The organism is Paraburkholderia sp. SIMBA_054 (assembly GCF_046534875.1).
In the GTDB taxonomy this organism is placed as follows: Bacteria; Pseudomonadota; Gammaproteobacteria; order Burkholderiales; family Burkholderiaceae; genus Paraburkholderia; species Paraburkholderia hospita.
Map to the genome: position 1 here is coordinate 99,753 of NZ_JAWRXV010000031.1, position 22,391 is coordinate 122,143.

The 22,391-nt window shown below is 63.1% G+C and carries 21 protein-coding genes and 2 pseudogenes; 19 read left to right on the top strand and 4 right to left on the bottom strand.

The features are described 5' to 3' along the window. Window positions 1–160: 160 nt before the first annotated feature. From SB822_RS32135 to araD, 8 genes and pseudogenes are all read left to right on the top strand, one after another. Window positions 161–521: pseudogene (locus tag SB822_RS32135) on the top strand (dihydrodipicolinate synthase family protein); the annotation flags it as partial. Window positions 522–596: 75 nt separating this feature from the next. Then, window positions 597–2,177 carry an aldehyde dehydrogenase (NADP(+)) gene (locus tag SB822_RS32140; protein ID WP_410856447.1) on the top strand — a complete coding sequence of 527 codons (1,581 nt, stop codon included), beginning with the start codon at window positions 597–599 and terminating at the stop codon, window positions 2,175–2,177. Window positions 2,178–2,291: 114 nt separating this feature from the next. Continuing rightward, entirely contained in the window at window positions 2,292–3,242 is a 951-nt protein-coding gene (locus tag SB822_RS32145) for an SMP-30/gluconolactonase/LRE family protein (protein ID WP_410856448.1), read from the top strand. Between the two features lie 250 nt (window positions 3,243–3,492). After that, the gene (locus tag SB822_RS32150) at window positions 3,493–4,683 is read left to right on the top strand and encodes an extracellular solute-binding protein (RefSeq protein WP_086915128.1); all 1,191 of its coding nucleotides are present in this window, start codon (window positions 3,493–3,495) and stop codon (window positions 4,681–4,683) included. Window positions 4,684–4,834: 151 nt separating this feature from the next. Next, the gene (locus tag SB822_RS32155; RefSeq protein WP_007586618.1) at window positions 4,835–5,914 is read left to right on the top strand and encodes an ABC transporter ATP-binding protein; all 1,080 of its coding nucleotides are present in this window, start codon (window positions 4,835–4,837) and stop codon (window positions 5,912–5,914) included. After that, window positions 5,911–6,798, top strand: coding sequence for an ABC transporter permease (locus SB822_RS32160; RefSeq protein WP_007739998.1), 888 nt, complete (start codon window positions 5,911–5,913; stop codon window positions 6,796–6,798). Before SB822_RS32155 ends, SB822_RS32160 begins: the two co-directional genes overlap by 4 nt. After that, complete coding sequence (locus tag SB822_RS32165) at window positions 6,798–7,703, top strand: ABC transporter permease (protein WP_094298059.1); 906 nt, start codon at window positions 6,798–6,800, stop codon at window positions 7,701–7,703. The genes SB822_RS32160 and SB822_RS32165 overlap by 1 nt, the downstream gene beginning before the upstream one ends. Window positions 7,704–7,711: 8 nt before the next feature. Further along, window positions 7,712–9,463 (top strand): L-arabinonate dehydratase, encoded by a 1,752-nt coding sequence (araD, locus tag SB822_RS32170; protein ID WP_024163039.1) that lies wholly within the window; start codon window positions 7,712–7,714, stop codon window positions 9,461–9,463. Between the two features lie 73 nt (window positions 9,464–9,536). Here the strand turns inward: araD and SB822_RS32175 are convergent, their stop codons facing one another. Both SB822_RS32175 and SB822_RS32180 read right to left on the bottom strand, forming a co-directional pair. After that, on the bottom strand, window positions 9,537–10,142 hold the full coding sequence (locus SB822_RS32175; protein ID WP_410856449.1) for a short chain dehydrogenase: 606 nt from the start codon (window positions 10,140–10,142) through the stop codon (window positions 9,537–9,539). A gap of 174 nt (window positions 10,143–10,316) precedes the next feature. After that, window positions 10,317–10,766 carry a DUF3005 domain-containing protein gene (locus SB822_RS32180; protein ID WP_007586605.1) on the bottom strand — a complete coding sequence of 150 codons (450 nt, stop codon included), beginning with the start codon at window positions 10,764–10,766 and terminating at the stop codon, window positions 10,317–10,319. 284 nt (window positions 10,767–11,050) lie between these two features. Between SB822_RS32180 and SB822_RS32185 the strand changes: the two genes are divergently transcribed. From SB822_RS32185 to SB822_RS32200, 4 genes are all read left to right on the top strand, one after another. Then, the gene (locus SB822_RS32185) at window positions 11,051–11,284 is read left to right on the top strand and encodes a hypothetical protein (RefSeq protein ID WP_007586604.1); all 234 of its coding nucleotides are present in this window, start codon (window positions 11,051–11,053) and stop codon (window positions 11,282–11,284) included. A gap of 171 nt (window positions 11,285–11,455) precedes the next feature. After that, window positions 11,456–12,388: a serine O-acetyltransferase EpsC gene (epsC, locus tag SB822_RS32190; RefSeq protein WP_007741453.1), complete on the top strand. Its 933-nt coding sequence runs from the start codon at window positions 11,456–11,458 to the stop codon at window positions 12,386–12,388. A gap of 39 nt (window positions 12,389–12,427) precedes the next feature. Next, window positions 12,428–13,264: an AraC family transcriptional regulator gene (locus SB822_RS32195; RefSeq protein ID WP_007741452.1), complete on the top strand. Its 837-nt coding sequence runs from the start codon at window positions 12,428–12,430 to the stop codon at window positions 13,262–13,264. Window positions 13,265–13,344: 80 nt separating this feature from the next. Beyond that, window positions 13,345–14,265, top strand: coding sequence for a DMT family transporter (locus tag SB822_RS32200; RefSeq protein WP_410856450.1), 921 nt, complete (start codon window positions 13,345–13,347; stop codon window positions 14,263–14,265). Between the two features lie 190 nt (window positions 14,266–14,455). Here SB822_RS32200 and folE read toward each other — a convergent pair whose 3' ends face one another. Both folE and SB822_RS32210 read right to left on the bottom strand, forming a co-directional pair. After that, window positions 14,456–15,085, bottom strand: a complete 630-nt coding sequence (folE, locus tag SB822_RS32205; RefSeq protein ID WP_007745422.1) for a GTP cyclohydrolase I FolE — start codon at window positions 15,083–15,085, stop codon at window positions 14,456–14,458. 144 nt (window positions 15,086–15,229) lie between these two features. Continuing rightward, the gene (locus SB822_RS32210; protein WP_007586599.1) at window positions 15,230–16,153 is read right to left on the bottom strand and encodes a LysR family transcriptional regulator; all 924 of its coding nucleotides are present in this window, start codon (window positions 16,151–16,153) and stop codon (window positions 15,230–15,232) included. A 141-nt stretch (window positions 16,154–16,294) separates the two neighbouring features. Here SB822_RS32210 and SB822_RS32215 point away from each other — a divergent pair, with 141 nt between their 5' ends. The 7 genes and pseudogenes from SB822_RS32215 to SB822_RS32245 form a co-directional block, all read left to right on the top strand. Then, window positions 16,295–17,473, top strand: a complete 1,179-nt coding sequence (locus SB822_RS32215) for a 4-hydroxybenzoate 3-monooxygenase (protein ID WP_410856451.1) — start codon at window positions 16,295–16,297, stop codon at window positions 17,471–17,473. Between the two features lie 307 nt (window positions 17,474–17,780). Next, window positions 17,781–18,482 carry a 3-oxoacid CoA-transferase subunit A gene (locus SB822_RS32220; protein WP_007586596.1) on the top strand — a complete coding sequence of 234 codons (702 nt, stop codon included), beginning with the start codon at window positions 17,781–17,783 and terminating at the stop codon, window positions 18,480–18,482. Between the two features lie 12 nt (window positions 18,483–18,494). After that, window positions 18,495–19,154 carry a 3-oxoacid CoA-transferase subunit B gene (locus SB822_RS32225; RefSeq protein WP_007586594.1) on the top strand — a complete coding sequence of 220 codons (660 nt, stop codon included), beginning with the start codon at window positions 18,495–18,497 and terminating at the stop codon, window positions 19,152–19,154. Window positions 19,155–19,297: 143 nt separating this feature from the next. Next, on the top strand, window positions 19,298–20,680 hold the full coding sequence (locus SB822_RS32230; RefSeq protein ID WP_410856452.1) for a 3-carboxy-cis,cis-muconate cycloisomerase: 1,383 nt from the start codon (window positions 19,298–19,300) through the stop codon (window positions 20,678–20,680). 4 nt (window positions 20,681–20,684) lie between these two features. After that, window positions 20,685–21,476: a 3-oxoadipate enol-lactonase gene (pcaD, locus tag SB822_RS32235; RefSeq protein ID WP_007745425.1), complete on the top strand. Its 792-nt coding sequence runs from the start codon at window positions 20,685–20,687 to the stop codon at window positions 21,474–21,476. Next, window positions 21,473–21,871 carry a 4-carboxymuconolactone decarboxylase gene (gene pcaC / locus SB822_RS32240; protein ID WP_410856453.1) on the top strand — a complete coding sequence of 133 codons (399 nt, stop codon included), beginning with the start codon at window positions 21,473–21,475 and terminating at the stop codon, window positions 21,869–21,871. The genes pcaD and pcaC overlap by 4 nt, the downstream gene beginning before the upstream one ends. Window positions 21,872–22,218: 347 nt before the next feature. Further along, window positions 22,219–22,391: pseudogene (locus SB822_RS32245) on the top strand (IS256 family transposase); the annotation flags it as partial.

Here is a 22,391-nt window from a genome sequence, read left to right on the forward strand (position 1 = left end):
ATGCAGGGCCAGTATTCATGTGAGGAAACCGCGCTCATGCGTGTTGCATTGTAAAATCTGTGCACCCAAAGTTGTTTGACAACATTGGCGTGGCGATGCTAACTTGCCAGGGTGATCGTCTTTGCCGCGAGCCGCCCCATGAACGTGTCTCCAATCGTTCGTCGACACGCTCGCACGGCTTGGATCGCGGCACATTCGTTGCTGTGCAGTACGCGATCGTGCGCGACGATCCTTCGCGCGATGACTACCTGCGCCGGCTGCTGCAAAGCGTAAAGGCGGCAAAGGTGATATCAGGAGTGGGTGACTGACACGCGTTCATGCCGCTTGAAACCCTGCGCGACGACGTTTCGCCGATACGCGTGCTGCACGACGTGGTCACGTTGGCGACGCTCGCGGACATAGGGCAGATCCTGCCGCTGTTGCGTTCGACGCCGCCTGAACATCATGCGAAGATCGAAGTTGCGACGCTGGCTTTGCTCGACTTCGAGCGCCGTCTCGCGGAATCGTCCGCCCATTCTTGACGTCGCACTATTTGGATTTCCGGCCGCGCGACGCGACATGCGTTCCTGCCGCGCAGCCATCGACAGGAGCAGGACATGCAAATTACCGGAGACATGCTGATCGGCGGGTCCGAGGTGCGCGGCACCAAGGGCACGCTGCGCGCGTTCGACCCGGCGCGCAACATGGAAATCGAACCCGAGTTCGGTGCGGGCGGCGCGGTCGAGGTGGATCGTGCATGTACGCTGGCCGCGCTCGCGTTCGACTCGTACCGTCAGACGTTGCTCGAAATTCGCGCGCATTTTCTCGAGACCATTGCCGAGAACATCCTCGGGCTCGGCGACACATTGATCGAGCGCGCGCAAGCCGAATCGGCATTGCCCAAGGCGCGGCTCGAAGGCGAACGCGCGCGTACTGTTGGGCAGCTCAAGCTGTTCGCATCGCTGGTACGCGAAGGCCGCTGGCTCACCGCGACGCTCGATTCCGCTCAACCGGATCGCAAGCCGCTGCCGCGTCCTGACATGCGCTTGCAGAAGATTCCCGTTGGTCCCGTCGGCGTGTTCGGAGCTAGTAATTTCCCGCTCGCGTTTTCCGTAGCGGGCGGCGATACGGCATCGGCGCTCGCGGCGGGTTGCCCGGTTGTCGTGAAGGCGCACCCTGCGCACCTCGGTACGTCTGAACTGGTTGGCCGCGCCATTCAGAAAGCGGTCGCCGATTGCGGTCTGCACGAAGGCGTGTTCTCGCTCGTGGTTGGCGCAGGCAATGAGATCGGCGAGGCGCTCGTCCAGCATCCGGCGATCAAGTCGGTCGGCTTCACAGGTTCGCGCGCCGGCGGCCTTGCACTCTTGAATCTCACGCAGAAGCGCCGCGAGCCGATTCCCGTGTTTGCCGAGATGAGCAGCATCAACCCGTTCTTCGTGCTGCCCGGCGCGCTTGCGAAGCGCGGGGATCAGATTGCGGCAGGCTTTATCGAATCGGTCACGCTTGGCGTCGGACAGTTCTGCACGAATCCTGGTCTCGTGCTGCTTCTCGACGGACCGAACAAACAGATATTTATCGACGCCGCGGCAAAGGCACTCGCGCAAAAGAGTGCGCAGACGATGCTCACGCCGGGCATCGCCAGCGCGTATCAGGGCGGCATTACGCATCGCACCGAGCAGCGCGGCGTGCAGAGTATTGCGCGCGGCACGTCGTCGGATGCGACCTGCGCCGCGCTGCCCGCGCTGTTCCAGACGTCGGCGATACAGTTCCTGACATCCGCGGAACTCGAGGACGAGATATTTGGGCCGACTTCGCTGATCGTTACGTGCGCTGATATAGAGGAGATGATGAAGGTGGCCGAATACCTCGAAGGCCAGCTCACGGCAACGCTGCAGATCGAACCCGAAGACTATGACATCGCGCGGCGCCTGCTGCCGACGCTGGAGCGCAAGGCCGGCCGCATTCTGGCGAATGGCTTTCCGACGGGCGTCGAAGTGTCGTACGCGATGGTGCACGGCGGTCCGTTCCCGGCGACGTCCGATCCGCGTGCGACCTCGGTCGGCGCGACGGCGATCGAGCGTTTCCTGCGTCCCGTCTGCTACCAGGATCTGCCCGCCGAACTGCTGCCGCAATCGCTGCACGACGACAATCCGCTGAAGCTCTGGCGTCTGCGCGACGGCAAGCCGGCGCAGGCGTAACGGCTCGCGTTTGTTCGCGACAGCGTTTCAAGCAGCGTCATTACCAATAACCAGTAACCACCACGAACGCCGGGCGTCGATCGATTCGACGCCCGGCGTTGCTCTGACAGCGCCATGACCGAACTCAGCCACCCGAACCAGCGCCGCTATCCCGACCCCTCCATTCGTAGTTTCGATCCCCGCTTCGATGCATTGCGCCTCGCCTCTGCTTCCGTCGAATGCCTGTATCAGGGCACGCGCTGGTCCGAGGGCCCAGTGTGGTTCGGCGATGGCCGCTACGTGCTGTGGAGCGACATTCCAAACGATCGCATCCTGCGCTGGGACGAGGAGACGGGCGCGGTGACGCCGTTTCGCCGGCCGTCGAATAACGCGAACGGCAATACGCGCGACCGCGAAGGGCGGCTCGTCACCTGCGAGCATCTGACGCGACGCGTCACGCGCACCGAATACGACGGCTCGATCACCGTGATCGCGGACCGTTACCAGGGCAAGCGCTTCAATTCGCCGAACGACGTCGTCGTGAAGTCGGATGGCTCGGTCTGGTTCACGGATCCATCGTTCGGCATCGACAGTTTCTATGAAGGCGAGAAGCAGGAGCCGGAGCTGCCGCAAAACGTGTATCGCGTGGACGGGCAGACGGGCGAGGTCACGATGGTCTGCGACGAAGTGATCGGCCCGAACGGCCTCGCGTTTTCGCCGGATGAATCCGTGCTCTACATCGTCGAATCGCGCTCCACGCCGCGCACGATCCGTGCGTTCGATGTGGTCGGCCAAGGGCGGACGCTTGCGAACAACCGTGTGCTGATCGACGCGCAGGACGGCACGCCGGATGGTTTTCGAATCGATATTCACGGCAACCTGTGGTGCGGCTGGGGCATGGGCACCGATGAACTCGACGGCGTGCGCGTGTTTTCGCCACAAGGCGAAGCGCTCGGGCATATTGCGCTGCCGGAGCGCTGCGCGAACGTGTGCTTTGGCGGGAGGCATCGCAACCGCCTGTTCATGGCCGCGAGCCACGGCCTGTATTCGCTGTACGTCAATACTCAGGGCCTGCGCGGCGGCTGAAGTTGCCTAACAAATCGTATCTTGGTGTTCTCCCTATGCCGAACGGACGAATCGGCAAAACCCGCTGAAATCCTTACCATAAAAGGACTTGAAGAATTTGAAAGGTCATCGCGCGATGAACGTGTCAGGCTAAAATTTGCTTGACATCATGCGTGCCCGTTCGTTATGTTTCACCCACTAGCAGCCCGTAACACGTCAGCGCCGCGCATCCCGTCGGCGGACGTTCCATATAAAGAGGCGAGGAGACGAAATGGCTTTTTCTGGCAAGTTGTCAGCGAAGTTGCCACTGAAGGTGGCCGCACTGTGCGTAGCCGTTGGCGCAGCAGTAGCAGGGTTCACGCAATCGGCGCGAGCGGCGGATGCCGTCACGATCAACATCGTCGACGTTGCGGGCGATCTTCAGTTGACGCAAAAGGGTTTTGAAGCCTTCAAGGCCAAGTACCCGAATCTCGTTTCCAACATCACATACACGAACGCGCCCGCGCCGCAGTTGCCCGGCAAGATCAAGGCGATGCAGGCGGCCGGCCGCTCGGACATCGACCTCGTGCTGACGGGCACCGACGCGCTGGCCGCCGGTATCGAGCAGAACCTGTGGATCAAGCTGCTGCCGGAGAACAATGCGGCATTCCCCGGCGTGCTCGACAAGTACGCGCCCGGTCCGCGCAAGATGCAGGATCTCGCGCAGGGCTTCGGTCTCGAAGTCGCCTATATGCCGGCCGGCCCGCTGATCGAATACAACCCCGCCAAGGTCAGCGATCCGCCCAAGACGCCGGACCAGCTCCTGCAATGGTGCAAGGCGCATCCGAACAAGCTGATCTACGCGCGTCCGGCCAATTCCGGTCCGGGCCGCACGTTCCTGATGGGCCTGCCGTACGTGCTCGGCGACAAAGATCCGAAAGATCCCGTCAATGGCTGGGATAAGACCTGGGCGTTCCTCAAGCAGTTGAACGACTGCATTCCTTATTACCCGGGCGGCACGTCGGCGGTGATGAAGGAACTGGGCGAAGGCACGCGCGACATGACTGTCACCGTGACGGGCTGGGACATCAACCCGCGCGCGCTCGGCATCGTGCCGGCTGAATTCAAGGTGCAGGCCTTCGACAACATGACGTGGGTCAACGACGCGCACTTCATGGTGATTCCGAAAGGCGTGCCGAAAGAAAAGCTCGACACGCTCTACAAGCTGATGAACTTCATGCTGGAGCCGGCGCAGCAGGCCCTGACCTATGACGACGGCTATTTCTATCCTGGCCCGGCCATCAACGGTTTGACGGAAGCGCAAGCGCCCGCGCAGAGCCAGGAAGTGCTGAAGAAGTTCGGCCGTCCGGAATACGCGAAACTGCTTGCCGATCGTCCGCACGTTCAGCCGTTGAGCGCGGCAGCGATGGTCGCAGCGTTCCAGAAGTGGGACCGCGAAGTGGGCGCGCAAAAGACCAAGTAAGTTCATACCAACGCGTACCCATCACCGCGCAAAGCGGAGCAGCCGGTGTCGCGCAGGGCGTGCATGACGCCTCGCGCGCATCGGCGATTGTGACGGCGCGTCATATGGCGAGTCATATGGCGCAGCCATGCAACATCGTAGGGAAGCGATCATGAAGCATCACTTTGAACAGTTGCGCCTCGAGTCCGTCAGCCGCAGTTTCGTGAATGCCGAAGGGCACGCGGTCTCGGCGCTGCAGGGTCTCGATCTGAGTATCCGCCGCGGCGAGTTCATCGCATTGCTCGGTCCGTCGGGCTGTGGCAAGTCGACGGCGCTCAACTGCATCGCGGGCTTGCAGCCGCTGTCGGGCGGCGGCATCTGGCTCGACGACAAACGCATCGATGTGCTGCCGCCCGAAAAGCGTGGCTTCGGCATGGTGTTTCAGAACTACGCGCTGTTTCCGCATATGTCGGTGCTCGACAACGTCGGCTTCGGCCTGAAGATGCGCGGTATCGCGAAGGCGGAAACGGTGAAGCGCGCGCGCGAAGCGCTGCAACTCGTGCAACTGGTCGGGCATGAGAAGAAGCTGCCGGGGCAGTTGTCGGGCGGTCAGCAGCAGCGCGTCGCGATCGCGCGCGCCATTGTGATCGAGCCGCCGCTCATTCTGATGGACGAACCGCTGTCGAATCTCGACACGAAACTGCGCATCGAAATGCGCGCCGAGATTCGCCGCATTCATAGCCAGCTGGATCGCGCGACCATCTACGTGACGCACGACCAGGACGAAGCGCTGTCGATGGCCGACCGCATCGTCGTGATGAAAGAGGGCGTCGTGCAGCAGGTCGCGACGCCGAAGGAAGTCTACGGGCGGCCGAAGAATCTGCACGTCGCGCGTTTCATGGGCTATCGCAATGTGCTGCCGTTCACGCTCGAAGGCACGCAGGGCGAAGGCGTGGCCGTCGAAGCGAACGGTGTGCGGCTGATCGGCACGGCCATGGATGGCTTCAACAGCAAGCGTGTTTCCGTCGCGATGCGTCCCGAGGACATGGAGCGCGCCGCGCCCGGCTCGGAAAACGCGTTCGACGCGCAGGTCACGACGGTCGAATACGGCGGCCGTGATTCGCTGATTCGTGTGAAGAGCGCGTTCGGCGAATTGTGGGCGCGCGTCGCGGGAGAGTTCGCCGAAGGCGAGCGCGTCACGCTGCGCGTGCCGCCGTCGCGCACGCTGGTCTACGACGGAGAGCCGTCATGAGCACGCTGACGCCCGCTGCCGCAGCGACACCCGTCGCGCAACGTGACGGCAAGGCGTGGCTCGTGTCGCCCGCCTTGCTGTTCATCCTCGCGCTGTTCGTCTACCCGTTCGTCTACGGCCTCGCGCTGTCCTTCAGTCCGATGGAAGGCGGCGGCATGTGGGCGAACTACGCGAAGTTCTTCAGCGACACGTCGATGTGGCCGACCATCATCGTCACGCTGAAGCTCGCGGTGCCTGCCACCTTGATCAACGTCGGCATATCGGTGCCCGTCGCGTTCGCGCTGCGCCGTCCGTCGCCGTATCAGAAATTCATTACGACGCTGCTCGTGATTCCCATCACGCTCGGCACCGTGCTGATCGCGGATGGCATGCTCACTTACTTCGGTCCGAACGGCTGGTTTCCGCAAGCGCTGCAAGGGCTGCACCTTTATACCGACGAAGTGCGCCTCACGCACAACTTCTGGGGCGTGCTGATCTCGCTGGTGGTGTCGGGCTTTCCGTTCGCGTTTCTGTTGACGCTGTCGTACGTGACGGGCATCGATCCGACGCTCGCAAGCGCCGCCGCGACGCTTGGCGCAAACCCCTGGCAGCAGTTCCGGCAGATCTATCTGCCGCTGCTCGTGCCGGGCTTGACGATGGCCGCATGTCTGTCATTCGTGCAGGCGTTTTCGGTGTTTCCATCGGCAGTGCTGCTCGGCGCGCCTGCGGGGCCGACGCGCGTGATGTCGATTGCCGCCGCGGAGGCCGCGTTCGAGAGCTACGATTACTCGCTTGCGTCGGCGATTGCGATCGTGATGGGTTTCGTGCAACTGGTGATCGTCGCCGCGATGCTCGGCGCGCGCCGCTTCTTCTATAGTGGACCGGCGACGGGAGGTAAGGGCTGATGGCAACCGATCATCAAGTCGCGCATCCGTGGCCCGCTGCGCCGCAAGGGCAAACGGTGAAATCGATGAAACCTCACGTCAGTTTGCGCGACCGCATCTACAAGGCGCTGGTCTGGGGCGCAATGATTTTCTTCCTGCTGAACATCGTGTTGCTGATCGCGACCGTCGCGGTCAATTCAATAGCGACGCGCTGGTTCGGCACGCTGTTGCCGCAGGGCTTCACGCTGCACTGGTATGCGCAGGCCTGGAGCGACTTCCAGCTCGCGGCGGTGTTGTGGGTGACGGTCGAAGTGGTCGGCGCGGTGGTGCTGCTGTCCATTTTGCTCGGCGTGCCCGCCGCATACGCGCTCGCACGCGTGCAGTTTCGCGGCAAGCGTTTCGCGATGCTCGTGTTCCTGCTGCCGTTGATGGTGCCGCCTGTCACATACGGCATTCCGATGGCGACCGTGATGTACAAGATCGGCCTGGCGGGTACGCTGTCCGGCGTGATTCTCGCGAACCTGGTGCCCGCGCTGCCGTTCGTCATTCTCGTGATGACACCGTTCATCGAGCAGATCGATCCGAATCTGGAATCGGCGGCGCGTATCTTCGGCGCGAATACGTTCCGCTATTTCCGCTATATTCTGCTGCCCTTGCTGGTGCCCGGCATGCTTGCCGCCGGTCTGCTGGTGCTGGTTCGTACCATCGGCATGTTCGAACTGACGTTCTTTACGGCGGGGCCGGCGACGCAAACGCTCGTCGTCGCGTTGTACTACGCTGTATTTTCAACGGGCGTGCGCGCACCGCAGTCGATCGACGCAATGGCGATGATCTACATGGCGATCACGCTGATCTGGGTATTGATTGCGCTGCAGTTCGTGAGCCCGACGCAGATCGTGTCGCGGGTGAAGGAGCAGCGCCGGTAGGAGTCGAAGTGTCGAACGATCAGACGAAGAAACGCAAGTCCCCCGACGAACTGCGCAGCCACCGCTGGTATGGCGTGAACGACCTGCGTTCGTTCGGCCATCGCTCGCGCACGGCGCAAATGGGCTATAGCCGCGAGGAGTATGCGGGCAAGCCCGTCATCGCGATCCTCAACACGTGGAGCGAGATGAACCCGTGTCACACGCACTTCAAGCAGCGTGTGGAAGAGGTCAAGCGCGGCATCTGGCAGGCGGGCGGCTTTCCGATCGAGTTGCCGGTGCAGACCTTGTCGGAGCCGTTCCAGAAACCCACCACGATGCTCTACCGCAACTTCCTCGCGATGGAAGCGGAAGAGACGCTGCGCTCGTATCCCGCCGACGGCGTCGTGCTGATGGGCGGCTGCGACAAGACCACGCCCGCGCTGCTGATGGGCGCGATCAGCATGGACCTGCCAACAATCTTTCTGCCCGCCGGCCCGATGCTGCGCGGTAACTGGAACGGCGCGACGCTCGGCTCCGGTTCGGACACGTGGAAGTACTGGGCCGACCTGCGCGCGGGCAAGATCACGGAAGAGGACTGGCAGGGCGTCGAAGGCGGCATTGCCCGCTCGCCGGGCCATTGCATGACGATGGGCACGGCGTCCACGATGACGAGCGCCGCCGAAGCACTCGGCTTCACGCTGCCGGGTTTCGCGTCGATCCCCGCGCCGGATTCACGCCATGCGCAGATGTCTGCGAAAACGGGCATGCGCATCGTCGAGATGGTGTGGGAAGACCTGAAGCCGTCGGACATCCTCACCGTGAAGTCAATCGACAACGCGGTGACGACGTGCCTCGCGCTGTCGGGCTCGACCAACGCGATCGTGCACATGATTGCGCTCGCGCGCCGCGCCGGGATCGAACTGACGCTCGACCGTTACGACAGCATTTCGCGCCGCACGCCGGTGCTCGCGAACATCCGGCCGACGGGCGCGTATCTGATGGAAGACTTCTATTACGCGGGCGGCCTGCAGGCGATGCTCGCAGAACTGGGCGATCTGATCGACCGCTCGCAGAAGACGGTGAATGGCCGCTCGCTTGGCGAGAACCTCGAAGGCGCGCAGATCTTCAACGACGACGTGATCCGCCGCCGCGACAACCCGCTGATGCCGGACAACGGTCTGGCTGTCCTGCGCGGCAACATTGCACCCGATGGCGCCGTCATCAAGCCGGGCGCGGCCGAGCCGCATCTGCTGGTGCACACGGGCCGTGCGGTGGTGTTCAAGGACTACAACGACATGGCCGCGCGCATCGACGACGACGCGCTCGATATCGACGAGAACTGCGTGATCGTGTTGCAGCATGCGGGGCCTGTTGGCGCGCCGGGCATGCCCGAGTGGGGCCAGTTGCCGCTGCCGAAGAAGGTGCTGCAAAAGGGCGTGCGCGACATGCTGCGCATTTCCGACGCACGCATGAGCGGCACGAGCTATGGCGCCTGCGTGCTGCACGTGGCGCCGGAGTCGTTTATCGGCGGGCCGTTTGCGCTGGTGCGCGACGGCGACATGATCGAACTCGACGTGCCACAGCGCAAGCTGAACGTGCTGGTATCGGATGAAGAACTCGCTCGCCGCAAGGCGGAGTGGGTCGCGCCCGCGCCGAGATTCTCGCGCGGCTACGGCGCGATGCATCAGGTGCATGTGCTGCAGGCCGACAAGGGCTGCGACTTCGACTTCCTGCAACGCGGTGGCGCAAGCACTGCAACGGGTGAGCCGGAGATTCACTGAAGCGACAAGCGCCGCGCAATGAAAAACGAGCGCACGACAACGTGCGCTCGCTAACAGACGTCAATCGAACGTTCTAGTACCCAACGCGATACACGCGTCCCGTCTGCGCGCCCTCGACGCTGCGCAGATAGGCCTGCGCAGCCTTCTTCGCATCGACAGGTTCGAAGCCGCGGAAGAACGGCGCATAGCTTTCCATCGATTCCGTCAGCACAGTCGGGCTCACGACATTGATGCGAATATCGCGCGGCAGTTCGATCGCCGCGCCGCGCACGAAGCCTTCGAGCGCGAGATTGACTGTCGTCGCGCTGACGCCCAGGTTGATCGGCTCGTCGGCGAGAATGCCGCTCGTCAGCGTGAACGAGCCGCCGTCGTTCACATACTTCTGCGCGGCGAGCACGACATTGATCTGTCCCATCAGCTTGTCGCGCAGACCGACCCAGAACTGCTCGACGGTCATCTCGGGCAACGGGCCGAAGTGGACCTTGCCCGTCGTCGTGACGACGCCATCCACCTTGCCGATTGTTTGAAACAGCCGTTCGACGCTCGCCGGGTCCGTGCTGTCGACCTGATGCGCGCCACGCGTTGCGCCGACTTCGATCACTTCATGCCGCGCTTTCAGTTCGGCGGCGACGGCCTGGCCGAGTGTGCCCGTTGCGCCGATCACGACGATTTTGCTCATCTGCTGCTCCGTGGATGGAATTGCGCTGATTGTGCTGATCGTTTCAAACGCGAAAAAGATGTGCGTGCGACGAAGTCATGAAACCAGCAGTTTCGAATCGCATCTACATTGGTACAAACGCGAAGGCGCACGACGCGCCAACCGACGACGCATCGTGCGAAAGGGACACGGCGCTCACTTGACGCGCTCGAGTTCGATCACGCGCATCGGCCGCTGATGATTGAGCGCGAAATGCACGCGCCCGCGCGTGCGTTGGCCCGCTTGCGTGCTGGGTTCATGAAAGCGGTCGTCGAAGTGCTCGACGGGCTCGGGCACCGTCATGCCCTTGTCGATCACGCGGTAGCCCGGTTCCAGCGCGAGCAGCAGATGGTTTCCGCCGATGCGGCTGTCGAATCCCGCCAGTTCCGCATACGGGTTGTCGGGCACGCTGTTGACGAGCGATGCGTTGCTGGTCGTGATCTCATCGGGGCCGATCGGCGCGTGTCCTGCGATGCGCGCGGCTTCGTGGTTCTTGCTGTCGGTATCCACCGTGCTGTCGTGCGTGCGGTCGTTGTGCATTTCGGCGCTGCGCGCGACGTCGGTTCCTGTTTGTGTCGCCGGTATCTTGCGGGTGTTGAGGCTCATTTTTACGCCCTCCTTGACTCATGCCTTCAAAGCATTGGGAGCGAGCAAAACTCGTTCCGCGTGAGCGCCCAATCACGTTGGAATCCACGTGCGACGGCGCTTAGGGCAACCCGCGAATTTTTACTATTTTTTTGATGGACGCCCTTTTCCTACAGAGTATGATTCTGGTTCGAGTGTAGCAACGCACACAAGAGCATGACCGCTGCAGTCTCATGGACTGCCACGACACACGGCATCGCACTCGCAAAAGGACCATCTATGAGGCAGTCAGGGGCGGGTGACTCATGCACGTTGATGCTGCATTCACACATCGTGGCTACTTGCTTAACTGCGCGCCAGCGCGCGCGGGCGATGGGACTTGGCAACCGTATGTGGTCGTGTCGCGCTCCAGCGATGGCGAACTCGTCGCCAACCGCTTCTTTCCCACCGACCTCCGCTTCACTGACGAAGCAGCTGCTATCGCGCATGCCCGCGACTGGGCCGTGCGCTGGATCGATGCAAGCAGTATGACCGTATAGCACGTCATTTGCTACGCACTCCCGCACATGCAACGGCCGGCACTGCATGAGCTGTTCCGTATGCGTTCATTATGCAATCCGCACCGGCGCCCGGCGGCGCGCGCCGAAACGCGGTAATCTCTGGGGACAATTCACTATCGTCGCGCTTCACGCGCGACTGCCGTCCTCGCCATGTCAAACGTTTCCTCCCACAACTGGGGCCTCGAACAGATCGTCTCCGAACTGCGCGCGTCGCGTGAGGAACTGCATCGCACGCGCCATCCGCGTGGCATCCGCGAGCTACCTTCTCGCGATGGCGTGATCAACATCGTCGCGGGATTACGCGCCGCGCTTTTCCCGACGCACTATGGCGCGCCCGATCTGACCGACGAGAGCGTCGATTATTACGTAGGTCATACGCTCGAAAGCACGCTGCGCCTGCTGGCCGAACAGATCCGCCGCGCGTTGCGCTTCTTGCCGGAGCACGCGGAGACGCCGGACGCAGATCTGAGCGCCCTCGCATTCGATGTCGCGCGCCAGTTCGGCAAGCAGTTGCCGGGCATTCGCGCGTTGCTGGTCAGCGATATCCAGGCGGCGTACGTCGGAGACCCCGCCGCGCAGCACATCACTGAAATCCTGCTCTGCTATCCGGGCGTATGGGCGATGACGCATCACCGGCTCGCGCATGCGCTGCACCGGCTCGGCGTGCCGCTGCTCGCGCGCTTCATCAACGAGATCGCGCACTCGGCGACGGGTATCGACATTCACCCTGGCGCGCAGATCGGCCCGAGTTTCTTCATCGATCACGGTACGGGCGTCGTGATCGGCGAAACGGCGATCATCGGCGAGCGGGTGCGTGTCTATCAGGCGGTGACGCTCGGCGCGAAGAGTTTTGCTGCGGATGAAGACGGCACGCTCGTGAAGGGCAATGCGCGTCACCCGATCGTCGAAGACGATGTTGTGATTTACGCGGGCGCGACCATTCTGGGGCGCGTGACGATCGGGCGCGGCTCGGTGATCGGCGGCAACGTGTGGCTCACGCATAGCGTGCCGCCGGGCAGCAGCGTGTCGCAGGGCAAGATCCGCGAAGGCGAGCGCGGGCGCAACGACGAAGGGCGGCGCTGATGCGTGGGCCCAGTTTCATCTGCGCAGGCGCCTGAGACGATGAAGCCGCGTGGGCGCGTCCAGATGCTGCGTTGCGCGCTCGGCGGCGTCGAAGCGACCGTCGCGCATACGACGCACGCGTTCGCGCGTCATTCGCACGATCGCTTTGGCATCGGCATCGTCGTCGCTGGCGGGCAGCGTTCGGCAAGCGGCCGTGGCCCTGTCGAAGCGCGCGTGAACGATGTCATCACCGTCAATCCCGGCGAAGTGCATGACGGCAGTCCGCTCGACGAACACGGACGCGCCTGGCGGATGCTGTATTTCGAGCCGTCGCTGGTGATCGGCACGGTCGCCGAATGCGCGGAGTCGCCGTTGCGGGAAGTGGAGTTGACGCGCCCCGTGTTGAACGACGCGCAACTGTCGCTGCGTTTTGCGCGACTTTTCTCGGTTGCAGTGAACGAGGCAAACGAGGGCGTGTCGCCCGACAATCTCGCTTGCGAAGAAGCGTTGGTCGCGTTGTTTTCGTACGTCGCCCAATACCACGCGACGTCATTGCCGCACAGACCCGGGCATATTGGTCCTGTAGGTCCCGTAGCGCGCGCAAAAAGCCGTATCGACGACGATCCCGCGTCGGCATCGACGCTCGCCGATCTCGCCGCCGAAGCCGGTATGAGCCGTTTTCAGCTGCTGCGCAGTTTCGCGCATGAAGTCGGTTTGCCGCCGCATGCCTACCGGATGCAGCGCCGTGTCGTGCTGGCGCGGCAACTGATCGCCAGCGGTTCCACGCTGGCGGATTCCGCGGTCTCGGCGGGCTTCTCCGATCAAAGCCATATGACGCGCGCTTTCGTGCGGCTTCTCGGTGTCACGCCCGCGAGCTACGCGGCCGCCGTCCGCTGATCCTCTGCAATAACGTTCAAGACCGCGCGTGGTCGCGGGCCGTACGCTCGCCTCATTGTTCGATACGAGGAGGCAGTGGCATGAACGCGCGTTACGTCGGTTATTCCTTTTGCGCGCTGGCGATGATCGGCGTGGGCAGCACGGTCGTCGTCAGCAAGGCGATAGCGGGCGGCTTGCCGCCGTTCGCGGCGACGGCTTTGCGCTTTGCGATTGCGTTTCCCGTCTTTGTCGCGATGATGCGCGTGCGAAAAGTCCGCTGGCCGAAGCTCGACGCGCACGATGCGTTGCTCGTGATCGCGCAGGCGGGCGCGGGAAGCGTCGGCTATACGGTTTGTCTGATCGGCGGGATGCGGCTCGCGTCGGCCGCCGATGCGGGCGTGATCGCGGGGACATTACCCGCGGTGTCGGCGGGTTTCGCGGCGCTCGCGCTCGGCGAGCGTCCGTCACCCGCGCTGCTCGGCGCGATTGCGCTCGCGACGCTGGGCGTGCTCGCCTGCACGGTGCGCCTCGACGACGTGGCGGCCGCGAGCGGCGCGCATTCCCTCGCAGGTAATGCGCTGGTATTCGCCGCAATTGCCTGCGAAGCGCTCTTCATCTTGCTCAACCGCAAGCTGCGCACGCCTGTGCCGGCTTTGCCGCTGTCGGCGCTAATGAGCGGGATCGGCTTGCTTGTCGCGATCGTGCCCGCCTGTTTCGAGCAGCCGTGGCGTCTGCCATTCGATGCGAACGTTGTTGCCGCGCTCGCGGGCGTCGTCTATTACGCGCTCGTGCCGACGGTGCTTGGCTTCGTGCTGTGGTACGCGGGCGCTTCGCGCCTGAGCGGCGCGGAAGCGGGCCTCGTGACGGCGCTCGTGCCCGTGTCGACGCTCGCGCTTGCGGCGGGCGTGCTGCATGAGCCGATCAGCCATGCGCAGGTGGTGGGCGTCGCGTGTGTGCTGGCAGCGGTGCTGCTCGCGACGTTCGGACGGTTTCGGTCGATGAGGATGCGCGCGGAAGCGTGATTGAGCCGATCCTGGCCTTGCTCGGACTGCTTCAGATATCAGACTTTTTCTATTCGACTGATTTCAGTCAGAACCACTAAGCTTGTTTTGAGAGTTGAGACTTTGACCAGACCGCTGGGGCAACCACGCGCTATCCGGCGCGTGGCTAAAGCAGGCCAATAATCCCGACTCTCAACAAATCCTCGACAAATCAGGTATTCGCCACGCTAACGGAAGTCGGACCGTGGACGATCGACAGAAACTCGCGGCGCGTCGACGGGTCGGTGCGGAACGTCCCGAGCATGCGCGACGTCACCATTTCGACGCCGGCCTTGTGCACGCCGCGCGTCGACATGCATTGATGCGATGCTTCGAGAATCACGCCTACACCCTTCGGCTGCAATACTTCGTTGAGCGTATCGGCGATCTGCACGGTCATCTTTTCCTGAATCTGCAGACGCTTGGCGAACGCATCGACGAGCCGCGCGAGCTTCGAGATGCCCACCACGCGATGCTCCGGCAGATAAGCGACATGCGCGCGCCCGATGATGGGCACCATGTGATGTTCGCAATAGCTTTCGAAGCGGATGTCCTTCAGCACGATCATTTCGTCGTAGCCGTCCACTTCGGAGAACGTACGGGCCAGAATCTCGCGCGGATCGACTTCATAGCCCGCGAAAAATTCTTCATACGCCCGCACGACGCGCGCGGGCGTGTCGAGCAGCCCTTCACGCTGAGGATTGTCGCCGGCCCAGCGCAACAGCACGCGCACGGCTTCTTCGGCCTCGTCGCGGGACGGCCGGCCGGGTGCGTCGGCGGACGTTGTGTTCTTCGTATTCATCCTTCGCTCCAGTTCCAGTAAAACGCGCATCGCACGTTGCGGCATTGTTCCATGTTTCCCGGCCCTACGCCGAACAGGGATATGCGTCGCGGGCTCGTGCGGGCGTTACAGGTGGGCCTTATATGCGTGCCTTATTTGCGTAAATTACTTCGGCCACTCGTCCTTCGCATCGTTGAACAGCTCGGCGACCACGCCGCGCAGCCAGCTTGCGCGCGGATCATTGTGGAACTTGCGATGCCAGTGCTGGCGCAAGTCGAAGCGGGGCAACGGCAAAGGCGGTTCGACGAGCGTGATCGACGCGTGTTCCGACACATACGCGAAGCCGATCGCGTGCGGCACCGTTGCGATCAGATCGGTGCGCGCGAGGATGAACGGCAGGCTCATGAAGTGCGGCGTCTCCAGCACGGCGCGCCGGCGGATGCGTTTTTTCTCCAGATACTGCTCGAGCACTTCCTGGCTGCGTCCTTCGGCGCGCACGACGGCATGGCCGAGGCCGATGAACTGATCGAGCGTGAGCGGCGCGCCCGCGAGCGGATGATCGCTGCGCATCAGGCAGATGAACCGGTGCGTGAACAGACGCTGCTGGAAGAAGTTGTTACCGGAAAGATCGGGAAAGTAGCCGACGGCAAGATCGACATCGCCCGATTCCAGCCCGCGTTCGACATGCGCGGGCGGCAACGATACTGAACGAAGATTTGCATGCGGCGCGCGCTCGGCGAAGAGCTGCAACAGCCGCGGCAGGAACACGATCTCGCCGACATCGGACAACGCCAGTGAGAACGTATGCGTCGACGTCGTGGGATCGAAATCCTGCGAGTCGAGCATGCCTTTCTCGATGCGAGCGAGCGCCTCGCGGGCAGCGGGAATCAGCGCTAGCGCGCGCGGCGTCGGTTCCATGCCGCGCGACGTGCGCACGAACAGCGGGTCGTTGAAATACTCGCGCAAGCGGCCGAGCGCGGTGCTCACGCGCGGCTGGCTCACGCCGAGACGTTCGGCGGCGCGGCTCACGTTGCGCATGTCTTCGAGCGCGACGAGGTAGGGAATCAGGTTGAGATCGAGTTCGGCCATGCTGGGGTGCGCGGGCGCGGGACGACGCTCGCGCAGTATCGGTTATGCGTATACAACCTATCCTAAAAATCGCGTTGTCGCATATTCGGGAAAGCGCCGAGAATCGTTTGAATACCCGAACAAAAGACTCGGAGACGAACGATGCGCACTCAAGTTGCCATTATTGGCGCGGGTCCCGCCGGTCTGCTGCTGTCGCATCTGCTGCGGCTGGCGGGCGTTGAATCGGTGGTGCTGGAAAGCCGGTCGCGCGAACATTGCGAGCATCGGATACGCGCGGGCGTGCTCGAACAGGGCACCGTCGATACGCTCAACGAAGCCGGCCTCGGCGCGCGGATGCAGCGCGAAGGGCTCGTGCATCACGGCATCGAGCTGTTGTTCGAGCGCAAGCGGCATCGAATCGATCTGACGGCGCTGACGGGCGGCCGCGCGATCACCGTGTATGGCCAGCATGAGGTGGTGTGCGACATGATCGCCGCTGCTGTCGAGCACCAGCAACAGCTGTATTTCGACGTGTCCGAAGTGTCGCTGCACGATCTGACGAGCGACAAACCTTGGGTTCGATTCACGCACGATGGCGCAGTGCAGCGTATCGACTGCGACTACGTGGCAGGCTGCGACGGCTTTCACGGCGTTGCGCGCGAGTCGATTCCCGCCGATGCGCTGCAAACCTTCGAACGTATCTACCCCTACGCATGGCTCGGCATCCTCGCCCACGCCGCGCCGACCTGCGACGAACTCGTCTACGCGCATCACGAGCGCGGCTTCGCGCTCTTCAGCATGCGTTCGCCGGAGGTGACGCGTCTTTACCTGCAATGCCGTCCCGACGAAGACCTCACGCAATGGCCCGATGAGCGCATCTGGGCCGAGCTTCACGCGCGCTTCGAGAATGACGAAGGCTGGCTGCCCGCCGTCGGCGACATCACGCAGAAGGGCGTGACGCCGATGCGCAGCTTCGTGTGCGAGCCGATGCAATACGGCCGCCTGTATCTTGCCGGCGACGCCGCGCACATCGTTCCGCCGACAGGCGCAAAAGGCATGAACCTCGCCGTCGCCGACGTGCGCATGCTGTCGAAGGCGCTTGCGGCGCGCTATCGCGAAGGTCGCGACGATCTGCTCGCCGCTTACTCGGCGACCTGTCTGGAACGCGTCTGGCGCGCCGAGCATTTCTCGTATTTCATGACAAACATGCTGCATCCGTCGTTCGATGACACGCCGTTCATCAACCGGCTGAAGATGGCCGAGCTGCGGTACGTCGCGCATTCCGATGCGGCGTCGCGGATGCTGGCAGAGAATTACGTGGGGCTACCGTTTCGCGATTGATTTGCGGGCCCGGCGGCAGGCGGAGCGGCATAGGGCAAACCACGAAACCGTTGCCTTGACAAGAGACGCAGGCGCAAACCATAATGCGCCGGTACGTTCGCTAAACGAAACTGTGTTCGCATAAAGAACTTTTTGTGGGTTCGACGGGCGATAGGGATTGAAGGGCGAGCCAAACACGCAGGTCTGCATTCCGTCGTCAGCAGACTACGAAGGACGAAAGCGGACGTGGAGACCGTCCGGCGCGCGTTTCGCCAGTTACCTGGTGGATCGTGCGGCGCGGATCGACGCGTTTCAGAGGATATTCGACATGATCAACAAGATTTTCGAGTCACTCCAGTCGGCGGTTGCCGACGTGCATGACGGCGCGACCGTCATGATCGGCGGGTTCGGCACGGCGGGCATGCCGTCCGAACTGATCGACGCGCTCATCGAACAGGGCGCGAAAGAACTCACCATCGTCAACAACAACGCCGGCAACGGCGACACCGGCCTCGCGGCGCTGCTCAACGCGAAGCGCGTGCGCAAGATCATCTGCTCGTTCCCGCGTCAGACCGACTCGTACGTGTTCGACGCGCTCTATCGCGCGGGCGAAATCGAACTGGAACTCGTGCCGCAGGGCAATCTGGCGGAGCGCATCCGCGCGGCGGGCGCAGGCATCGGCGGCTTTTTCACGCCGACGGGCTACGGCACGAAGCTGGCCGAAGGCAAGGAAACGCGCGAGATCGACGGCAAGCATTACGTGCTGGAAGCGCCGCTGCACGCGGACTTCGCGCTGATCAAGGCGTACAAGGGCGACCGTTGGGGCAATCTGGTGTATCGCAAGACGGCGCGCAACTTCGGCCCGATCATGGCGAGCGCGGCGAAGACGGCAATCGTGCAGGTGTCGGAAGTGGTGCCGCTTGGCGCGCTCGACCCGGAAGTGATCGTCACGCCGGGCATCTTCGTGCAGCGTATCGTCGAAGTGCCGCAGGCGGCCCACGCCTCGCAACGCCCCGAACAAGCCGCCTGAAGGAGACCCGACATGAAACGACTGACCCGCGATGAAATGGCGAAGCGCGTCGCGCAGGACATTCCTGAAGGCGCTTACGTGAACCTCGGCATCGGCGTGCCGACGCTGGTGGCCAACCACCTCGACGCGAGCAAGGAAATCTTCCTGCACAGCGAGAACGGCCTGCTCGGCATGGGCCCCGCGCCCGCGAAAGGCGAGGAAGACGACGAACTGATCAACGCCGGCAAGCAGCACGTCACGCTGCTGACGGGCGGCGCGTTCTTCCACCATTCCGATTCGTTCGCAATGATGCGCGGCGGCCATCTCGACTACTGCGTGCTCGGCGCGTTCCAGGTGTCGTCGAAGGGTGACCTTGCGAACTGGCACACGGGCGCGCCCGATGCGATTCCCGCTGTCGGCGGCGCGATGGATCTGGCTATCGGCGCGAAGCAGGTGTTCGTGATGATGGAGCATCAGACCAAGCAGGGCGAAAGCAAGATCGTCGCCGAATGCTCGTACCCGGTGACGGGCGTCGGTTGCGTGGACCGCATCTACACCGACCTCGCGATGATCGACGTGACGAAAGACGGCCTCGTCGTGCGCGAAATCTTCTCGGATATCGACTTCGCGGAACTGGAGAAGCTGACGGGCGTCGCGCTGATCGACGGCACGCAGCAGGCTCGCGCGGCTTGAGGCTTGCTCAGGCTGGACACGTAGCAGCCACGCGCGCGCAAATGCGCGCGTGACCTCGGCGCGGCGTTCGGCGACAATGAAGCCGAACGCCGCGCGCTTTCAGGCGCGACTCAACGCGCATTCATCCCAACGCACAGAACATCATGCTAGAAGCTAGCGCTCGCTTGACTGGCCTGATCTGCGGCACGCAGCCGATGAACGACATCTGGTCGCCGCGCGCGACGCTGCAACGGATGCTCGACGTCGAAGCGGCACTGGCGCGCGCATCGGCGGCACATGGCGTGATTCCGCAATCGGCGGTTGCCGCCATCGAGGCAACCTGCCGCGCCGACAAGCTCGACGCCGACGCGCTCGGCCGCGACGCCGCGCTCGGCGGCAATCTCGCGATTCCCCTCGTCAAGCAACTGACCGCGCGCGTCAAGGACGCCGACGCGGAAGCGTCGAAATTCGTCCATTGGGGCGCGACGAGCCAGGACATCATCGATACGGCGACCGTGCTGCAACTGCGCGATTCGTTCGATCTGCTCGACGGCGCGTTGTCATCCACCTGCGATGCGATTGCCGCGCTCGCGCACCAGCATCGCGCGACGCCGATGATCGGCCGCACATGGCTGCAACAGGCGCTGCCCATCACGCTCGGTTTGAAGTTCGCGCAGTGGCTCGATGCGCTGCTGCGCCATCGCGAGCGGCTCGACACGTTGCGCGAGCGTGTGCTCGTGCTGCAATTCGGTGGCGCGGCCGGGACGCTCGCGAGTTTGCGCGACAAGGGCGGCGTGGTTGCCGCCGCGCTGGCGGAAGAATTGAGTCTGCAAATGCCCGCTGTGCCGTGGCACACGCAGCGCGATCGCATCGCCGAAACGGCGTCGTTCTTCGGCATGCTGATCGGCACACTCGGAAAGATTGCGCGCGATATCTCGCTGCAAATGCAGACTGAACTCGGTGAACTCGGCGAGCCGGTTGCCGCCGGCAAAGGCGGCTCGTCGACGATGCCGCACAAGCGCAACCCGGTCGGCTGCGCGGCCGTGCTGACGGCGGCGGCGCGAGCGCCCGGCCTCGTCGCAACGGTGTTCGGCGGCATGGTGCAGGAGCACGAGCGCGCGCTCGGCGGCTGGCAGGCCGAATGGGACGCGTTGCCCGATCTGGCGCGTCTCGCGGGCGGCGCGCTGGCGAACATCGAACAGATTGCGCAGGGACTCGAAGTGAACGTCGAGCGGCTTGCGGCGAATCTCGAGGTGACGCATGGCCTGATTCTCGGCGAAGCGGTGATGCTCGCGCTCGGCGACAGGATCGGCCGGATGGATGCGCATCATCTCGTCGAGCATGCGTCGAAAGAGGCTGTGAAGAGCGGCAAGACGCTCTTCGACGTGCTGGCTGCCGATGCGGCCGTCACTCAACATCTGCCCGTCGAGCAACTCAGGCGTCTGCTCGATCCGGCGCATTACGTCGGCAGCGCGCACGCTTTCGTGGACGCCGTGCTGGCTCTTCATACCGCGCGCAAAGCACGCGTGAACCAACATCAGGAGTAAAGGAATGCCTTACGCCGCAGTCAATGGCATCGAGCTTCACTACCGGATCGACGGCGACCGGCACGGCAACGCGCCGTGGCTCGTGCTGTCGAATTCGCTCGGCACCGACCTGTCGATGTGGACGCCGCAGGTTGCCGAATTCGCGAAGCACTTTCGCGTGCTGCGTTACGACACGCGCGGCCACGGCCATTCGGAAGCGCCGAAGGGACCGTATTCAATCGAGCAATTGACGGGCGATGTGATCGGCCTGCTCGATACATTGAAGATCGCGCGCGCGAATTTCTGCGGCATTTCGATGGGCGGTTTGACGGGCGTCGGCCTGGCGGCGCGCCACGCGGACCGCATCGATCGTGTCGTGCTGTGCAATACGGCGGCGCGCATCGGCTCGCCGGAAGTCTGGGTGCCGCGCGCGGCGCGTGCGCGCACGGAAGGCATGCTCGCGTTGTCGGACGCTGTGTTGCCGCGCTGGTTCACGGCGGAGTTCATTGCACGCGAGCCGCTGGTGTTCAACTACGTCCGTGACGTTTTTGTGCACACCGACAAGGAAGGTTATGCGCTGAATTGCGAAGCGATCAACGCGACGGATCTGCGGCCCGAGACGCCTGGCATCAAGGCGCCCGCGCTTGTGATTTCGGGTACGCATGATCTCGCCGCGACGCCAGCTCAAGGCCGCGAACTGGCGGCGGCGATTCCGGGCGCGCGGTATGTCGAACTGGATGCGTCGCATATCTCGAACATCGAAGTTTCCGACATGTTCACGAAGACCGTGCTCGATTTTCTGAAGGGGCAGCGATGAACGACGATCAACGATACGAAGCAGGCATGGGCGTGCGCCGCGCGGTGCTGGGCGATGCGCATGTGGACCGGTCGCTGGTGAATCGCACGGAAGTGACGGAAGAGTTTCAGAATTTCATCACGCGGTATGCGTGGGGTGAGATCTGGACCCGGGATGGGTTGCCGCGGCATACGCGGAGTTTGCTGACTATTGCGATGATGGTCGCGTTGAATCGCAGCGAGGAGCTTGCTCTGCATTTGCGCGCTGCGAGGAATAATGGGGTGACGCGGGATCAGGTGAAAGAGGTTTTGTTGCAGACGGCTATTTATTGTGGGGTGCCTGCGGCGAATTCTGCTTTTCATCTGGCTGATAAGGTTTTTAAGGAGCAGGATGAGCTGGATGCCGGGAAGGGTTAGTCTCGGGTAGTGGTTTTTTTTTGGCGAAGCCGTTGTGATTGTGTGTCACGCGGCTTTTGTTTTTTTACCGGTGTCTGCGATGCGCCTGCGCGGAGCGGGCGTTTGTGCTTTTTTCCGCTGGTATCCGCGTGGCGGGGTTTCCTGCGCAAGCTTTGGCGTTGTGTGCTTGCCTGTGCGCTGGCATCCGCGATGTGGTGTTTGCCGGTCAAGCGTCGCCCCTGTGCGTTTGCCTTTTCGCTGGCATCCGCGATTTGTTAGCGTGCTTCACGCGTCGCCCCTGTGCGGGGCGGCACGGGCCTGTCATAGATTTTGTGTTCAAGGCATAACATGTAGCTCAAGGAGCATGTATGCCACGCAAACCCAAGACGACTACCGAAGCGCCGACAGTGTTACCGTCCATTCCGAAGGAACTGATCGACCAGTTCGTGAAGGGACCCATGACTGCCGAAGCGGTGCACGCCGCTTCAGCGGCATTCAAGAAGGCGCTGATCGAGCGGGCGCTGGGCGCCGAACTTGGACA

Coding starts and splice junctions, on each gene's coding strand:
- SB822_RS32140 (WP_410856447.1), top strand. CDS start 597: ATGCAAATTACCGGAGACATGCTGATCGGCGGGTCCGAGGTGCGCGGC.
- SB822_RS32145 (WP_410856448.1), top strand. CDS start 2,292: ATGACCGAACTCAGCCACCCGAACCAGCGCCGCTATCCCGACCCCTCC.
- SB822_RS32150 (WP_086915128.1), top strand. CDS start 3,493: ATGGCTTTTTCTGGCAAGTTGTCAGCGAAGTTGCCACTGAAGGTGGCC.
- SB822_RS32155 (WP_007586618.1), top strand. CDS start 4,835: ATGAAGCATCACTTTGAACAGTTGCGCCTCGAGTCCGTCAGCCGCAGT.
- SB822_RS32160 (WP_007739998.1), top strand. CDS start 5,911: ATGAGCACGCTGACGCCCGCTGCCGCAGCGACACCCGTCGCGCAACGT.
- SB822_RS32165 (WP_094298059.1), top strand. CDS start 6,798: ATGGCAACCGATCATCAAGTCGCGCATCCGTGGCCCGCTGCGCCGCAA.
- SB822_RS32175 (WP_410856449.1), bottom strand. CDS start 10,142: ATGAGCAAAATCGTCGTGATCGGCGCAACGGGCACACTCGGCCAGGCC.
- SB822_RS32180 (WP_007586605.1), bottom strand. CDS start 10,766: ATGAGCCTCAACACCCGCAAGATACCGGCGACACAAACAGGAACCGAC.
- SB822_RS32185 (WP_007586604.1), top strand. CDS start 11,051: ATGCACGTTGATGCTGCATTCACACATCGTGGCTACTTGCTTAACTGC.
- epsC (WP_007741453.1), top strand. CDS start 11,456: ATGTCAAACGTTTCCTCCCACAACTGGGGCCTCGAACAGATCGTCTCC.
- SB822_RS32195 (WP_007741452.1), top strand. CDS start 12,428: ATGAAGCCGCGTGGGCGCGTCCAGATGCTGCGTTGCGCGCTCGGCGGC.
- SB822_RS32200 (WP_410856450.1), top strand. CDS start 13,345: ATGAACGCGCGTTACGTCGGTTATTCCTTTTGCGCGCTGGCGATGATC.
- folE (WP_007745422.1), bottom strand. CDS start 15,085: ATGAATACGAAGAACACAACGTCCGCCGACGCACCCGGCCGGCCGTCC.
- SB822_RS32210 (WP_007586599.1), bottom strand. CDS start 16,153: ATGGCCGAACTCGATCTCAACCTGATTCCCTACCTCGTCGCGCTCGAA.
- SB822_RS32215 (WP_410856451.1), top strand. CDS start 16,295: ATGCGCACTCAAGTTGCCATTATTGGCGCGGGTCCCGCCGGTCTGCTG.
- SB822_RS32220 (WP_007586596.1), top strand. CDS start 17,781: ATGATCAACAAGATTTTCGAGTCACTCCAGTCGGCGGTTGCCGACGTG.
- SB822_RS32225 (WP_007586594.1), top strand. CDS start 18,495: ATGAAACGACTGACCCGCGATGAAATGGCGAAGCGCGTCGCGCAGGAC.
- SB822_RS32230 (WP_410856452.1), top strand. CDS start 19,298: ATGCTAGAAGCTAGCGCTCGCTTGACTGGCCTGATCTGCGGCACGCAG.
- pcaD (WP_007745425.1), top strand. CDS start 20,685: ATGCCTTACGCCGCAGTCAATGGCATCGAGCTTCACTACCGGATCGAC.
- pcaC (WP_410856453.1), top strand. CDS start 21,473: ATGAACGACGATCAACGATACGAAGCAGGCATGGGCGTGCGCCGCGCG.